This is a genomic window from Noviherbaspirillum sp. FW303-A3, assembly GCF_058788695.1.
Map to the genome: position 1 here is coordinate 61,412 of NZ_JBYTAZ010000002.1, position 14,076 is coordinate 75,487.

General features: G+C 60.7%; 16 protein-coding genes. 6 read left to right on the forward strand and 10 right to left on the reverse strand.

Going from position 1 to position 14,076, the window contains the following annotated elements; translation table 11 throughout:
- Positions 1–140: 140 nt before the first annotated feature.
- Complete coding sequence (locus AC3WOY_RS26395) at positions 141–389, reverse strand: hypothetical protein (RefSeq protein WP_492429445.1); 249 nt, start codon at positions 387–389, stop codon at positions 141–143.
- Between the two features lie 528 nt (positions 390–917).
- Between AC3WOY_RS26395 and AC3WOY_RS26400 the strand changes: the two genes are divergently transcribed.
- A complete protein-coding gene (locus tag AC3WOY_RS26400; RefSeq protein WP_492429446.1) occupies positions 918–1,643 on the forward strand; it encodes a hypothetical protein in 726 nt (241 codons plus the stop codon).
- 70 nt (positions 1,644–1,713) lie between these two features.
- A complete protein-coding gene (locus AC3WOY_RS26405) occupies positions 1,714–3,342 on the forward strand; it encodes a DUF6035 family protein (RefSeq protein ID WP_492429447.1) in 1,629 nt (542 codons plus the stop codon).
- 22 nt (positions 3,343–3,364) lie between these two features.
- Here AC3WOY_RS26405 and AC3WOY_RS26410 read toward each other — a convergent pair whose 3' ends face one another.
- Positions 3,365–3,934, reverse strand: coding sequence for a DUF5625 family protein (locus tag AC3WOY_RS26410; protein WP_492429448.1), 570 nt, complete (start codon positions 3,932–3,934; stop codon positions 3,365–3,367).
- A 331-nt stretch (positions 3,935–4,265) separates the two neighbouring features.
- Between AC3WOY_RS26410 and AC3WOY_RS26415 the strand changes: the two genes are divergently transcribed.
- Both AC3WOY_RS26415 and AC3WOY_RS26420 read left to right on the forward strand, forming a co-directional pair.
- Complete coding sequence (locus AC3WOY_RS26415) at positions 4,266–4,628, forward strand: hypothetical protein (RefSeq protein WP_492429449.1); 363 nt, start codon at positions 4,266–4,268, stop codon at positions 4,626–4,628.
- Between the two features lie 122 nt (positions 4,629–4,750).
- On the forward strand, positions 4,751–4,933 hold the full coding sequence (locus AC3WOY_RS26420; protein ID WP_492429450.1) for a hypothetical protein: 183 nt from the start codon (positions 4,751–4,753) through the stop codon (positions 4,931–4,933).
- Between the two features lie 17 nt (positions 4,934–4,950).
- Here the strand turns inward: AC3WOY_RS26420 and AC3WOY_RS26425 are convergent, their stop codons facing one another.
- Entirely contained in the window at positions 4,951–5,487 is a 537-nt protein-coding gene (locus tag AC3WOY_RS26425) for a hypothetical protein (protein ID WP_492429451.1), read from the reverse strand.
- A gap of 132 nt (positions 5,488–5,619) precedes the next feature.
- Here AC3WOY_RS26425 and AC3WOY_RS26430 point away from each other — a divergent pair, with 132 nt between their 5' ends.
- Positions 5,620–8,388 carry a UvrD-helicase domain-containing protein gene (locus AC3WOY_RS26430; RefSeq protein ID WP_492429452.1) on the forward strand — a complete coding sequence of 923 codons (2,769 nt, stop codon included), beginning with the start codon at positions 5,620–5,622 and terminating at the stop codon, positions 8,386–8,388.
- 162 nt (positions 8,389–8,550) lie between these two features.
- Entirely contained in the window at positions 8,551–9,258 is a 708-nt protein-coding gene (locus tag AC3WOY_RS26435) for a hypothetical protein (RefSeq protein WP_492429453.1), read from the forward strand.
- A gap of 64 nt (positions 9,259–9,322) precedes the next feature.
- Here the strand turns inward: AC3WOY_RS26435 and AC3WOY_RS26440 are convergent, their stop codons facing one another.
- From AC3WOY_RS26440 to radA, 7 genes are all read right to left on the reverse strand, one after another.
- Positions 9,323–10,033, reverse strand: a complete 711-nt coding sequence (locus AC3WOY_RS26440) for a hypothetical protein (RefSeq protein WP_492429454.1) — start codon at positions 10,031–10,033, stop codon at positions 9,323–9,325.
- Positions 10,034–10,125: 92 nt separating this feature from the next.
- Complete coding sequence (locus AC3WOY_RS26445; protein WP_492429455.1) at positions 10,126–10,665, reverse strand: hypothetical protein; 540 nt, start codon at positions 10,663–10,665, stop codon at positions 10,126–10,128.
- 100 nt (positions 10,666–10,765) lie between these two features.
- The gene (locus tag AC3WOY_RS26450; protein WP_492429456.1) at positions 10,766–11,053 is read right to left on the reverse strand and encodes a hypothetical protein; all 288 of its coding nucleotides are present in this window, start codon (positions 11,051–11,053) and stop codon (positions 10,766–10,768) included.
- A 361-nt stretch (positions 11,054–11,414) separates the two neighbouring features.
- On the reverse strand, positions 11,415–11,951 hold the full coding sequence (locus AC3WOY_RS26455) for a hypothetical protein (RefSeq protein WP_492429457.1): 537 nt from the start codon (positions 11,949–11,951) through the stop codon (positions 11,415–11,417).
- Between the two features lie 33 nt (positions 11,952–11,984).
- Complete coding sequence (locus AC3WOY_RS26460) at positions 11,985–12,269, reverse strand: hypothetical protein (protein WP_492429458.1); 285 nt, start codon at positions 12,267–12,269, stop codon at positions 11,985–11,987.
- 3 nt (positions 12,270–12,272) lie between these two features.
- Positions 12,273–12,635 (reverse strand): hypothetical protein, encoded by a 363-nt coding sequence (locus AC3WOY_RS26465; RefSeq protein ID WP_492429459.1) that lies wholly within the window; start codon positions 12,633–12,635, stop codon positions 12,273–12,275.
- Positions 12,636–12,705: 70 nt separating this feature from the next.
- Positions 12,706–14,076 carry a DNA repair protein RadA gene (gene radA / locus AC3WOY_RS26470; RefSeq protein WP_492429460.1) on the reverse strand — a complete coding sequence of 457 codons (1,371 nt, stop codon included), beginning with the start codon at positions 14,074–14,076 and terminating at the stop codon, positions 12,706–12,708.

The window sequence follows — 14,076 nt, forward strand, 5'->3', positions numbered from 1 at the left end:
CGGCAGCGGGGCCGTATCACCGTGACGAAATTAGCTGCTTATATGCATTATGCAGCTAATCATGATGCCTCGTTGATATTTTTTACTCGAAACACCCCTCTAATGCGCGAGAAGATTGCTCAGCACCAAGGATAGCGTCGCTACATCAGCGGCCCGAGGGGATCGACCGATGACACGGACTTTACGCCCCCGGGGATCTGCAACTGCTGCGACCGGATGCTGTTCTGGTACATCACGGTGCCGATCAGGATGAAGCGCTCGATGTCCGCCGCCGGCAGCACGTCCTGGAGCAGCGCCAGCATGTGCGCGTAGACCTCGGCGGCCGTGTCCGGGTCGATCTGCTCGACGCCGCCGGCTTTCATCCTCTCAACAATATCCTTCGTCACCATCTTTCGTCCTGTTCCACCCAGTTACATGATTGGACGACCGTCATGTACGGCAACGAGTTCCGTGGAAACAAGGACCCGTGACAGCGCTCAACGGACAGCCTTGATAAAATTTCTCTGTGTTTCTCGCTGCCACAACTTTGCTTTGTCGACATCCATCCAGAGCTGCCAACATTGCCGCCGCCGCTTCGAGCTGATGTGCTTTGAATGCGCGCCGTCTCACCCCGCCTACTCCAGGCACTTCGCCTGTCCCTACTGCAAAACGTGGATCCCCGCAGTTGACGGCGCATTTTGTGTCGCCACCCGCCTGCCATTCGGGCAGGACGCGCCGGACTCCGCCGGCGGTGACTGAGTGTTATTGCGCTGCTGCTCCAGGTGTCGTAGAGTAACGGCAGGCTGGATCGAAGCCTGCTGCCCACCTTGGCGGACCCGGACGGGACGATCGTTTCACCCTGTTTTCCATTGACCTCGCTGCGCGAGCTTGTCGGACGTGGGCACTGATGCTGGCTCATGGCAGAAAGGACACTGGAAATGCGCTTTATCCCCACCTCCGCCGTTGCTGTTGAAAAGCTGAAGCAACAGGCCAAGAAAACCAAGCAGAAGCACAAAGTCACCCACACCGAGGCCCTCGACCGGGTTGCACGTGGTGCCGGCTACAACCATTGGCACCATGTGACCCAATGCGCCGCCGAGACGCAACGACGAGAAACCGACCGCCCATCCCTCGCCCGCGAGTGCCAGGCTATGATCGACGCAACGCTGCAACGCCGCGGAAAGCTTGTCATCACCGGTCCGGAAATCATCAATCGTCCACTGATCCTGTTTTCGGACGGCCGCGGCGATGCGTGGCTACTGGAGCCCAACGAAGGCTTGGCCATGCCGCTATGCTGGCAAAACACACCGTGCGGCCCCCACCTTCAGGACCACGGCGACAGTCTCGAAGTGCGTTGGAACGGCAGCTTTTCCCTTGCGGGTGACGCCTTTGTCGCAGACATCCAGGATGAGGTGGTGGGCCGCCGGGCGATCCATGGGTACGATATCGACACGCTGCGCGAGGCGATGTGGCAAGTGGAATCGTTCTCCCGGCGTCTGGACGAGGTGTTCCTGAACCGTGACACCGTTCCGTTGACCGATGAACTGATCGACGAGCTGGCGTCCAAGGGCATGCCTCGGGAAGACCTGCTGTTCGCCCGCGACGCCGGCGCGCAGTATTCGCCCAAGCGCGGATCGTTGCTGTTCCCGGCCGAAGCGGGGTAACGCGACCACATGCGGCCCGAACTTTGGTCTATCCTATGCGGGCCGCATGCTCTTGCGAGTCGTTTGCACCGTGTCTAACATCAGCCCAAATCGCCCAACCGTGCCGGAAGTGATCGACCTCGAGTCAGGGCGCATCTATCCGGTCGGCGTGATCTTTTCACAGGGAAGCGCTGTCCAACATAAACAGCGGATGGACGACGAGACAGCGCGGCTGCGCGGGGGAACGACGCGGTACCATTGCCCGCTCTGCCTGTCCCCGTTGTCGGTGCGCGCCTTTGCGGACCGCACCTTCTACTTCCGCCATCCCAACGATCCACAGGCGCAGTGCCCATACCGGTACGACCACAACCTGAGTCCGGAACAGATCAACGCCATGAAATACGATGGCGCCAAGGAGTCCGCCCGCCATCGCGCGATCAAAACCATGCTGCAGACCTCCCTGCTGGCGGACAGGACGATCCCGGCGGAGTCGGTGCAACTGGAGGCGATGGTGCGGTCGCGGGACGGCGACTGGCGCGAGTGGCGCCGGCCAGACGTGCAAGCGGCATGGAAAGAGCGCCTGCTCGCCCTTGAAATTCAGCTTTCAACCACGTTTCTTACCGTGATTGCAGGACGGCGCGACTTCTATCAGCGCAACGGGGGATTGCTGCTCTGGATCTTTGATGCCGAGCTCGTCAAGGAAGGGGAAATGCGCTTCACGGAGCGCGATGTCTTCTACAACAATAACTCGAACCTGTTCTACGTGACTGCCGAAACCGTCGAGCATTCAGTGCAGACGGGGGAGTTCCACTTGATGTGCCGATGGGAAGAGCCTGTGCTCCGTGAACGGATCATCATGAACGAGTGGCGAGAACAGGAGGTCACCCTCTCCCAGCTGCGAGCCGATTACGAGCGGCAGCGGTTGTTTTTCTTCGACTACGACAAGGCACTCGTCGATCTGAAATCCCAGCTTGCAGTCAAGGCGCGGGAGCATGCGCAACACGCGAGTGCAACACCCACTCTCTCCGAAGCCTCCGCCCAGTGGCAGTCCAAAAACTCACTCGACACAGCAGAGTCTGAAGCAGTTCGGTTTGAGCGGACTGAGCGTGAAAGACGCCTTCTTCAACAAAAGGCCCAAAAGGACGCCATTCCCATCTCGCGGACGTTAGAACGGCAGCGTGCAAATCGTGGCACGGCGTCAGAACCGTTCAACAATACAATTCAGAGGCTGTATGGCATGGGCTCTCCATACGACAACACCGCTAACGAGTTTGGGAACTTCTGGATCCGAGCCGGCTTAGACCAGGCTGCAAGGCGTTATCAGGAAGAGGTATGGGACCACTACGTCCAGGCTCTCTTTGAGGCGTGCCCAGGCCTAAAGGTGGAGCCCTCCATTCCGCTTCCCCGGAATTATCGAATGTTGTTCAGTGCTCTCTACTCGCTTCGCGAGGGTTGCGTCATTGGTTTAGATGTTGCCGACCTGCAAGGAGTGGAAAACCTCATCTTCAACAGTTATCGCCACTACTATCGCTATATCGCCTTCGCGATACGAGCATATGCGCGAGAAGCCGAACTTCGTGCTCTTCAAGTGGGTTCAAGGTGCTACCGGAATATCGCCGACTACAAAGCAAACCGAAAGAATCCGGGCTATATTCAGAACCGGGATCTTGACCCCTTGATCGAGTTCCTCTTCCCGGAATTGCACAGCGCCGCTGGGTGACCCGACGGCCAAGTCGGCTTCATTACGGATACCCCGCTCCGGCTCCGGTCAACGACAGAGTCACCGTTTCTCCGGAAGCCGGAACGCCCACCAGGTTCTCCACGCTCACCACGTAACGCCCTTTCTTCAGGTCGATCCAGCCGAATTCCCGCGACTTGGTGAGATGCCCCCAGCTCTGCACGCACCGTGACGCAAAGGTCGTACGAGAGACAACTTTCCCGCTTGGCTCAGCAATGGTCACCCGAAGTGCGATCTGCGCGCCGAGTGCCGCGCGCTCCACCTCGCCCAGCGCATCGTACTGCTGCGCACTCTTGCACGCTGGGTGTGAAGCGTGCGCAACGCCGCCGGCGGCGCTAGGCGCGTCATACGCTGCTCGGTCGGCGTAACGGAATGACGCCGTGAGCCGGTACCGCTCGTTCATCGGCACCAGCACCTCTCTCGCCAGCACCTCTCCCGGCAGGGAGAGACTGACCGTCGCGTCACCCAGCAACTGGTTACTCGCACATAGAGATCCAATCCACATCAGCACGCCGATGAGGGGCTTGGCACAAAGCGCGGCGGTGGTTTCGGTCATGTGAGGAGGTCGTGGCAAACAATGGCAGCCATTTTGCCGCCTCGTACCTGCCGAATCAACGCGCAAGACATTCGCACAGCCCATGGCTACCCGCGGCATCGCGCTGCGCTACCCGTAATTGGATTCCGTCTGCCCTGCCCTCTACGATGGGCTCATGGATCGCAACCGCGTGACATGGTGGGCAATGAGGTGCTGTCCTGACCGCCATCAAGGGATTTGAACAAAAGAGCGCGGGCTCCCTACATCATGGGATACCCCGCACCCAGCGTCCGTCGTCTAATGGCCGCCGGTTATGTTCAGCGTGTCCTGGCGCACCGAACGCCCACCGCATTTACTACTAAGGAGAACCATGAAACGTTTCGCCCTCGCTGCAGTCCTGCTTGTCTCCCTCAATGCTTTCGCCGCGCCGAAGAGCCACGACGTCTTCGGCACCCAGCTCGACTGTGCGACGTCCGGGGCACTGAACAACTACGGGCCGAGCATGTCCGAATCGAGCCGCGTGCGCCGCGCCGTCGATAAATGCATCTCGAGCTGGCTGGCCGAAGAGCCGCGCATTATTCGTGCATCGAACCGGCAGGCGTTGACCACGTTGCCCGCGCTCCAGGTGCGCCGCGAGGATCTGGTCGAAGCGACGATGAACCGACTGCAGTTGTGCCGAGACACAGGCGTAGCGGCAAATGCCTGCCCCCGCCTGTTCACCCTGCAAAACTGACGGAACACCTTCCACTCCCTATTGCCGCGGGTAAAACCGCGGCACCTCCCCGGCGTCCCTTGCGCTCGCCCTTCGCTGTCCTACACTCTAGGCTTACATCTTCAATAGCTGAAGGACGAATCATGTCTGCAGGAAAAAGCGGTGGCGGAAAGAGTGGCGGCACCACCACTGGCGGCAGGACCGCTGGCGGTACAGGTAAAGGTGGAAGCACCGGCCGCGGGTACGGCCCGCCGGGCGGCTGGCCGAGCACGACGGGCAACAAATCCGGCGGCAACCGGGGTAACGCCCCGCCCTCGAAATCCTGACCGCCGGCGTCCCGCTACTACTGCCGGGTCACCCGTTCAACGGCGGCCTGCAGGCACGGGTTCCAGCGTGCATACGAAAAGCCTGAAGCCGGGTGCCTGATCTGCACCACTTCCAACTCCGCCGGTAACGGCGGAAGATGGCTGGCGAGCTCAAAGCCGGTCACGACCATGATGTCCGGGCGCAGCCGCGCCAGCAGCTCCGGCAGCGCCTGCCCGCCGCGTGCCCACATTTGCTGCGTTGGCCTACTATCCCTGAAATCCCCGACGGTCTCCTGGACGAAATTGTAGAAAGCGACGTGGTCCCATACCTCGGCACGGTCGCTGTCCGAAATCCAGCGGCTGGCGTCCATGCCGCTCAGGAACTTGGCCATCGTCGTGAAGAACGGATGGCGCTTCTGCTGCCCCAGCTCCTCAACCGTCTCTTTCGTGAATTCCTGATGCATCTCGGCAGCACGCCCGTGATGGGATTCGCCCAGGACGAGCACCTTGGCGCCGAAACGGTTCGGGCCGTTATAGTGCCCGCCGACCCACGGCTGAAAGGAAATATGGCTCATGATTTCTTCCTGATGTAGTTGATGGCGATGTAGAACCCTGTTCAGGGGCTGTTTTTGCTCCATCAGGTGCAAATTTTCTTGCCGCTCCCCAAAAGTTGTTACAGTGATGCCATTTCCACCAGTGACGTCACCATGTACTTCAGCGCGGGTTTTTTCGGCCGGCTTCTTACCGACACAGGTCGGTGGTCGCTCAACCTCAAGCCTGAAGGCCTGTCGATCGACCACGGGGCACCCGTCCCCTACCTCGATATCGTCGCCGTCACGCTGGACCATGGCCATGTCTGGCTGCCCCTGACCATCACATTCCGCAACGGCCACAAGCATAAAATCGAGGCCACCCAGGACGACGCTGACCGCATCAACCGTGCGCTGCGCGAAGCTGTATCCAAGGCAGTCGTCGCGGCGGCCGAAGCCGCGTCCAAGAACACCGGCAATGCGGTCTCCGACTTCGACGCGCTGCTGGGACACGACGGCTACCTCGCCCGCTACAACGTCGATCAATGGCTCGCCGGCAGGCCGGGCCTGGCGCAAGTGCGGGAGTTCTTCACCCATCCTCTTTTCGACCGGTCGACCTCGGTTGGCGCCACCGGGAAGTTCGCGGAGGTGTATCGCCTGCTGACCGACATGCAGGCCCGTATCGACAAACGCAACACCGAATTCGTCGAGGCCGAGATCGCCGCGCACAAGGACTATTTCGACACCGTCGAGAGCAAGCCGCTGTCGCAGGAACAGCGCCTCGCCTGCGTGGCCATGGAAGACCGCAACCAGGTCATCGCGGCGGCCGGCTCGGGCAAGACGTCCGTCGTCATCGCCAAGGTCGGGTATGTGCTGACGCGGCGCTACGTGCAGCCGGAGGATATCCTTGTGGTGGCCTTCAACCGCTCCGTGGCCGAGCAGGTTCGCGCGCGCATCGACGACAAGCTCGGCACGCTGGCCGATACCAGCAAGATCACGGTACGCACCTTCCATGCACTCGGGCAGGACATCATTGCGCGCGCCAGCGGCGAGAAACCCTCGATCTCGGACATCGGCAAGAACAATCAGGAACCGGACGCGGCGTTCTTCGAGACCATGATCGAGCGCCTGCTCGAGCGCGACGCCGCCTTCATGCGCGAATGGGTGATGTTTCGGGCACTCTACATCAAACCGGCCCAGCACCCTGCCACCTTCCGCACGCTGGAGGACTGGAATACCTACGTGGCGCAGACGGCCACTTTCCGAGATGGGCAGCGCGGCTACCAGACCCTGCAAGGTGAGATGGTCAAGTCACAGGGCGAACTGGCGATCGCTAACTGGCTGTTCCTGCAAGGCGTGCCGTACGCCTACGAAAAGCCGTACAAATACCGCACGGCGACACAAGAACACCGCCAGTACCGCCCGGATTTCTACCTGCCGGAGATCGACTGCTACATCGAGCACTACGCGCTGGATAAGCATGGCAAGCCTCCGGCGGCCTTCGGCGACAAGTACCGGGCGTCGATGGAGTGGAAACGCGAGGAGCATGCGCGCATGGGTACCAAGGTGATCGAGACCACCTTCGATGCGTTCGTTTCCGGCACGCTGTTCCCCTCGCTCGAACGCGAGTTCGCCGCGCGGGGGCAGGCCCGCAAGCCGCGTAGCGCCGCCGATGTCCTGCAACTGCTCAACGACCGGCAGAAGGGCGAATACCGGGAGTTCGTCCGATCGGTGCTCACCACCTTCATCAAGCATGCCAAGTCCAACGAGGCGACCGAGGCGCAAATTAAGGAACGGGCCAAGAGTCATGGTCACCGTGAAAAAATGTTCGCCGCCCTCGCGGTACCGCTGGTAGACGCCTACAACCGGGAGTTGGCCGCGCGCGACGAGGTCGATTTCGAGGATCTGATCCTGCAGGCATGCAAGCTGGTCGCCGAGGGATCCTACAAGCATCCCTACAAGCTCATCCTGATCGACGAGTTCCAGGACATCTCGCAGTCGCGCGCCAAGCTGGTCAAGGCACTGCTGGCGCAGGCTCCGACCTGCAAGCTGTTCGCGGTCGGCGACGACTGGCAGTCGATCTACCGCTTCGCCGGCTCGGATCTGTCGCTGTTCAAGCATTTCGGCGCCACCTTCGGAGCCACGCGCAAGATGTACCTGTCGCAGACATACCGCTGCAATCAGGGCATCGCGGACGTGTCCTCCCACTTCATCTCCGGCAAGGGCGGCGAGCCAGGAAAGACCGTGCGCGCAGTCAGCCAGGACAAGTCAAGCGTGGTCGACGTGCGCTTGTACCAGTCCAAGGACAGTGTCGGCCCGCTGTACCTGGCGGCCCTTGCCGAGATCGCCGAGCTGACCCGTGGCAAGCCGCGGCCTACTGTCCTTGTGCTGAATCGGTATAACCATGCGTTCAACCACCTGCCAACCGTGCCGCGCGACATCGAGCGCGCGCTCGTCATTGACCAGCGAACGATCCACCGGGCCAAGGGCGCGGAAGCGGATTTCGTGATTCTGATGGGGCTGATCGCCGGAAGTGCATATTCGTTCCCGTCCACCATTACCGACGACCCGCTCATTGCGCTTGTCATGCCGCATCCGGAGACAACGCCGCCTTATGCCGAAGAGCGCCGCCTGATGTACGTGGCGCTGACACGCGCGCGCCACAAGGTCATCCTCCTTGCGCGCCAGGCCAGTCCCTCCCCTTTTGTCAGCGAGCTGATAGGCGACGAAAGCCTGCGTGAAATGATCTCGGTGTCGACCGTTGACGACGAGGGCAATGCGGTCGAGGTGGAACCGTGTCCGAAGTGCGGCAGTGGCGTCCTGGTACGCCGGGTGAGCCAGTACGGCCCCTTTTACGGCTGTTCGCGCTACCCGTCATGCCGCTTCCGACGCGATGCCGGCACCGCTGGAGCCGCGCCGCGCCCGGGATTTCGCCAACCCGCCTGATCCACTGCAGCAGCCGGTCTGCTACACTTTCCCTCGGCTTCTGAGCCCAACCTGCTGCCGCGGTTAAATCAGTCTTGCAGCATCAGCAATCCATCCATGTGTTCTTCGACCTGTTGGTCGATGCGTAATCGGCAGACTCGACCAAGTGATCCGGAGACCATCATGGCTGCTCTTTGCATTACCCCTGCCGCGCTCAATTTCTTCAAGAAGTACCTGAGGCGCCATTACCCCGACATCCGCTCTGCCCACTTAAGCGAGGCCATCGCAGCGGCGCTGGGCTTCAACACGCATGCCGCCTTCCTCACTGCCATGGGCGACCTGGCTGAATCCGGTGCGGTCGCGGCGCTGGATGATGCACGCTTTCAGGCACGCCTAGCCGACTGTGGTTACACCATCACCGCATCTTCCTTCGATCACCTTCCGTTCACGGCGGACGACGCTGAGGCGATTGAAGACGTACCTGTTGCAGCCGCCGCATTGGATCCGTTGGTGGCTGCCCAGCCGGAGCTGGGCGCCGAAGCGGTCAAGCTGCATGCACGCGTCGGTGTCGTCCCCTGGTTCATCTCGCCGGCGTCCATCGACGATGCTGATACCCAGACTCGCTTGCATGCGTGGTTTGCCGTTCTTCACCGACTCGCCCGACTACAGGATGACGACCCTACGCAAAAGGTCACCTGCCCTGCCCCACTGCGGTGGGACATTGAAGAATGCGTGAAGCAGGGATGGGTGATGGCGTGGGAAGACGGCCGGAGCGACCAGCGGCGGCTGTTGCTGCGCCCGGAAGGACGGGCGATGTACGACCGGTTCTGCCAGGACGCCGCCGATCGCGGACGCCCTGTACAAGGATGGACGCCGGGCAAGTACCAGTAACCGGCTGGCCAGGCACTGAAACCGACCGCCCTAACTGGGACGTGGGGATTATGACCGTCGCCCCTTACAGTCTAGGCATGCGTTTGGGGGACTCCTTGATTGCGGTGTCCCGCTCCCGGTCATATTTCGCTTTCTGCCGTGACGTCTCCTCAGCGATGAGCCGGTGGTCATGAACCTTTACGGAGATGTGTTTGGCCAACTCGTCATCTATCTCGCCAACGACGGCGTCCAGACCGATACCACAGGCAGGGTTTCCCATGGAGGGAGGGTTTAGACTGGGCGGTGGGTGACAACTACCCGCCGCTGATAACAGCTGACCCTTTGCGTCAAATATCCACATGCGTCGACTGCTTCCGCCCCAGTCAACCACACTCGTCGACGGCCCGTACTTATTCATCAAATGCTCTAAAGCGGTTTTACGTTGCACCCGCTGTTCCTTAGCATGCAAAAACACTATCCGGCTGATGTGCAGAGCCTTTTGCGTCATCACCCCAAAATATACGGTAATCACCTCGTGCATCATGGGAGCGTAAGGTGGATCAGCAGGGAGAGTAGCGTGAATAGTTGTAATTGCACCTGGATTATCGGAAGTGCTTCGTTCAACAGCGATCTTCATCAATGGCTGATGGCTCCGTAGGACGCTGACGACCTCCTGTGGACTCATCCCCGGCGACAGCCCTACGATATCCGTTGCCTTTGGGGCAGCAGAAGCTCCCGGGACAAGCGCTATCAATACGGCCCACAGGGCAACGAAGGGAAAATCGCCAACGCTCATTCAATTTCCTTCCTATCGAGCAGATCAAGTTCCGCTGTTACTGTACAGGACCCGGATCACGGCTGGGGCGTTTCCATTTAGGTGCCCGCCGGTCACAGCCGGTCAATCCACCGCGGCCGCGCTTCGCCAACCTGGTGGTCCAGCGGCTTGCCGCCTTCCCAAGCGGAGCGGTGCGTCGCTAGGATGTGCCGGACCACCGATTCGCCATCCTCTGCACGGATGCGCAGACAGAAGCGGTATGTCGCCGAGGAACCCGGCCGGTTCACGTCGAACGTGAAGGAGGTGTCGCGGTATCCGGGCGCGTGGCCGTATGTGACAAGCTTGGCCACCAGGTCGATCTCTTCACCGGCTTTGCCCACCCCAGCCAATACTACTTCCTCCCGTGCACTGGCTTTGGCCTCTGCGACGACCGCATCAGCCTGGTCGATCATCCTTGCTGCATTCGGAATCAGGGGCACCCAGTCGTCGTCGATGCGGTCGATCGCCTGGGCAATGGTGTAACCCATCTCCGAAAGCCAGTCGTGCCGGTTCAATACCAAGGCCGCGGCCAGCGCCTCGCCCGTTGAAAGCGTGCCTCGCCCGCCGGACTGAGCACGCCGCACACTGGAAAGTAAATGTTCCAACCGTTCCATCGGTATCGCCCCGAGAATTTAGCGTGCTAGGAAGATAACACTTTCCCGGGGCAGGCACTGACCAGCAATTACCGTGACGTCACGGAATATGCGACAGCAGCTACTCCAGCAGCTCCGTGTAGGATTGGATCAAGGAATGATTCGGCGCCGTGACCACCCGTCCGCTCCGTCGCCCGAGCACGCGCGCCAGGTGCCGTCCGCCCCATTGATGCACCACCTCCAGGCCGAGGGAGGCCACTTCGGCATCGTAACGCTGTTTCCATGCAGGATTGCTGGCTATGTGTGCGAACACGAGTTCCGTCACGTTCACCGGGCGGGGAGATGGCAGTGTCACGATCACGTCGCAAATGAGATTTTTCACGCCGGCCGTGCGTTGTGGCTGTTTCATGGTGTGCTCCTGTTGGGGGTTAATAACGCTGTATACCGGCAGAACAAAAAATCATCCAAATTATTGGCGTTTTTCTTCATCCCGGTAGCCCAAGAGCAACCATTACGTCTTTAACACTTGCAGTCGGTCGCTGCTTCCGATGCGGTCACGGCGCAGGTATAAGGATCAATCGTCAGGAAGCTGCCATCCGAAAACCGATGCCGATCCCCTCCCAGATCGACGGATGCGTCAGCGAGGGCGGCGCGTAACGGTTCCCGCGCTGCGTCGTCATAGAACGCCGCCTGATGAGTAACCAGGAACGTTTGTGCACCCGACGGCACCTTCGCCACGTTTCCATCCGCTCGGGTAGCACCCTTTCGATTCATCGGCTGTCCTTCGGGGAAGACGCAAGCTTGCCGTTCAAGAATTGCACGGCGCGCTCTGTTTTCTCGCTGTCGCCCAGATTGCCGGACGCACGGGTGAACGTGAACGACTGGTAGGAAAAGTCCTTATTGCGGAGGACCAGGCGCCGGCCTGCGCCGTATTCATCAATTTCCGCCGATGCGAGATCGCTGACGAGGATTCGCTTGATCACCTCGAACGCGCTTTTCTTTTCTTCCCACTGCGCGAAAAGAACTGCGTTATCTGTCAGGATGAGTGCGCCCGGGATGCCGTCGACCGGCTTTTGAAGAAACACATTCCGAAGGTCAGTAAAACCCTTCGCGTTCGGATACCACACGCCACTGCCCGTCATGCGGGCGACGCCATTCTCAGCAGGTACCGCGCGAGCGGCGAGGTCCGAAAATTCGGGCGAGTCCACCGGCCCGATCGCCGCACAGCCGGCGAGAAGAGCGCCAGCTACAGTCATACACAGTCGCCCAAAAACCGTTTTCCCCATCGTGCAATCCTTGTCATTCACCGTTTGATCATTTGCGCCTGCGCAAGGATACCGCTAAACCGCTGCCAAGGCATCCCTTGGCGCCTGCGGGGCACGGGGCAACATCGGGCAGGCGGGCGGCATCTCGCTCTTGATCCATTTGGTTGACGTGGTGCCGTCACAGCCCTTCTGCTTTTCCACGACCATCGGGATGTAGGCGTCGAGTGCGAGGCAACGGGAATGGGGTTGCAGCAGGATTGGCTCACACCCTGGATAGCCCTGTTGCCCACCCGGCGCAGAGTACCAATTGTGGCGGCAGCCGTTGCAGGTGGCCGGGGCGATGGCAGTCATCGTTACCACCGATTAGTCGTTGGTGACACGCTTGGGCGCGGTGACGCTGACCATATTCGATGCCAATGCCAAGGCCATTGGCCAGAAATCGGACAGGCTGCCGCTACCGGTACGCATTTCAAGCGTTTCCGCGCCAGGGTCTTCCGTCGAGTTGATCACGCGGACGATCTCGAAGCGGTAGGACTGCGCTGGCGAGCACTTCACGTAGATCTTAATCGACGTCGGATTGCTCGCATCGTCAACCAGGTAGGGGCGCACTTCGCCGATAAAGACTTCCTCGAATGTCTTCGTGGATGTCCACGCGGGAAGTCCCAGACGCTGCAGCAGCAGCTTGTCGCCCGCATACGGGCCGTTCGTCTCGAAATAATCAGGCATTGCTACGCTCCTTGAATGAATATGCACAGGCTACCGGCCGGGAGTCCTGAAGTCCATTTACGCCGACATGCTATTGGTGGTCCCGCACGCGGTTGAGGGCTTCGTCGATCCGGTCCACCCCGATCACCGTCAACCCCTCGATCTTCTGCTTGGGCGCGTTTGCCTTGGAGATCACCGCAATCGAGAAGCCGAGCTTCGCCGCTTCACGCAGGCGCTCCTGCCCGCGCGGTGTCGGGCGAATTTCCCCGGCCAGTCCGACTTCCCCGAATACCACCATCCCACGCGGCAAAGGCTTGTTGCGCATCGACGAGTGAATCGCCAGTAGCACCGCAAGGTCCGCAGCCGGTTCTGTGATTTTCACGCCGCCTACCGCGTTGATGAACACGTCCTGGTCGAACGCGGCCACCGCCGCGTGCCGGTGTAACACCGCCAGCAGCATTGCCAGCCGGTTCTGCTCCAGCCCGACCGACAAGCGCCGCGCGTTAGGGACATGGGACGTATCTACCAGCGCCTGGATCTCCACGAGCAAGGGGCGGGTCCCTTCCTGTGTGACCATGACGCAGGAACCGGGCACCTGGTTGTCATGCTGAGACAGGAAGAGCGCCGATGGGTTGGAGACGCCCTTCAGCCCTTTCTCCCCCATATAGAAGCATCCTAGCTCGTTGACTGCACCGAATCTGTTCTTAAACGCACGCACGAGACGAAAGCTCGAATGGGTATCTCCCTCGAAATACAGCACGGTGTCGACGATATGCTCGAGCACGCGCGGCCCGGCCAGCGCGCCCTCTTTCGTCACATGGCCCACCAGGATGATGGTGGTACCCGACTGCTTGGCCACGCGCGTCAACTGCGCAGCGCATTCGCGCACCTGTGCCACAGAACCGGGCGCAGAGGTCAACGCGTCGGAATACACGGTCTGGATCGAGTCGATGACGGCGACTTCGGGTTTGTGCTCCGCCAGCGTATTGAGGATTTTTTCCAGCTGGATCTCCGCCTGCAGCTTCAGGTCCCCGGCATCGATAGCGAGCCGCTTCGCCCGCAGCGCGATCTGCGCGCCGGACTCTTCGCCGCTGACGTACAGCGTCTTTTTCTCCCGCGACATGTTCGCCAGCGCCTGCAGCAGCAAGGTGGACTTGCCCACTCCGGGATCGCCGCCGATCAGGACCACGCCGCCGGCGACGAGGCCGCCGCCCAACACTCGGTCGAATTCCTCCATCCCGGTGCCAAAGCGCGGCACGTCGGCCGCTTCGATGTCCGACAGGCTCAGGACCGGCGCAGTCTGAGCGATGCCCTGATACTGCGCCGAGAACCGATTGGTGCCGGTATCGACCGTGCATTCGACGAGAGTATTCCATTGCCCGCAGGACGGGCACTGCCCGGCCCATTTGCTGGACACGCCGCCGCACTCGGTACAGCTATACGAGACTTTTTGCTTTCCCAT

What these genes read in the sequence shown, in the direction of transcription:
- AC3WOY_RS26425 (WP_492429451.1), bottom strand. Translation starts at nt 5,487, where the DNA reads ATGAGCCATATTTCCTTTCAGCCGTGGGTCGGCGGGCACTATAACGGC.
- AC3WOY_RS26420 (WP_492429450.1), top strand. Translation starts at nt 4,751, where the DNA reads ATGTCTGCAGGAAAAAGCGGTGGCGGAAAGAGTGGCGGCACCACCACT.
- AC3WOY_RS26450 (WP_492429456.1), bottom strand. Translation starts at nt 11,053, where the DNA reads ATGAAACAGCCACAACGCACGGCCGGCGTGAAAAATCTCATTTGCGAC.
- AC3WOY_RS26395 (WP_492429445.1), bottom strand. Translation starts at nt 389, where the DNA reads ATGGTGACGAAGGATATTGTTGAGAGGATGAAAGCCGGCGGCGTCGAG.
- AC3WOY_RS26435 (WP_492429453.1), top strand. Translation starts at nt 8,551, where the DNA reads ATGGCTGCTCTTTGCATTACCCCTGCCGCGCTCAATTTCTTCAAGAAG.
- radA (WP_492429460.1), bottom strand. Translation starts at nt 14,076, where the DNA reads ATGGGAAAGCAAAAAGTCTCGTATAGCTGTACCGAGTGCGGCGGCGTG.
- AC3WOY_RS26400 (WP_492429446.1), top strand. Translation starts at nt 918, where the DNA reads ATGCGCTTTATCCCCACCTCCGCCGTTGCTGTTGAAAAGCTGAAGCAA.
- AC3WOY_RS26445 (WP_492429455.1), bottom strand. Translation starts at nt 10,665, where the DNA reads ATGGAACGGTTGGAACATTTACTTTCCAGTGTGCGGCGTGCTCAGTCC.
- AC3WOY_RS26430 (WP_492429452.1), top strand. Translation starts at nt 5,620, where the DNA reads ATGTACTTCAGCGCGGGTTTTTTCGGCCGGCTTCTTACCGACACAGGT.
- AC3WOY_RS26465 (WP_492429459.1), bottom strand. Translation starts at nt 12,635, where the DNA reads ATGCCTGATTATTTCGAGACGAACGGCCCGTATGCGGGCGACAAGCTG.
- AC3WOY_RS26415 (WP_492429449.1), top strand. Translation starts at nt 4,266, where the DNA reads ATGAAACGTTTCGCCCTCGCTGCAGTCCTGCTTGTCTCCCTCAATGCT.
- AC3WOY_RS26440 (WP_492429454.1), bottom strand. Translation starts at nt 10,033, where the DNA reads ATGAGCGTTGGCGATTTTCCCTTCGTTGCCCTGTGGGCCGTATTGATA.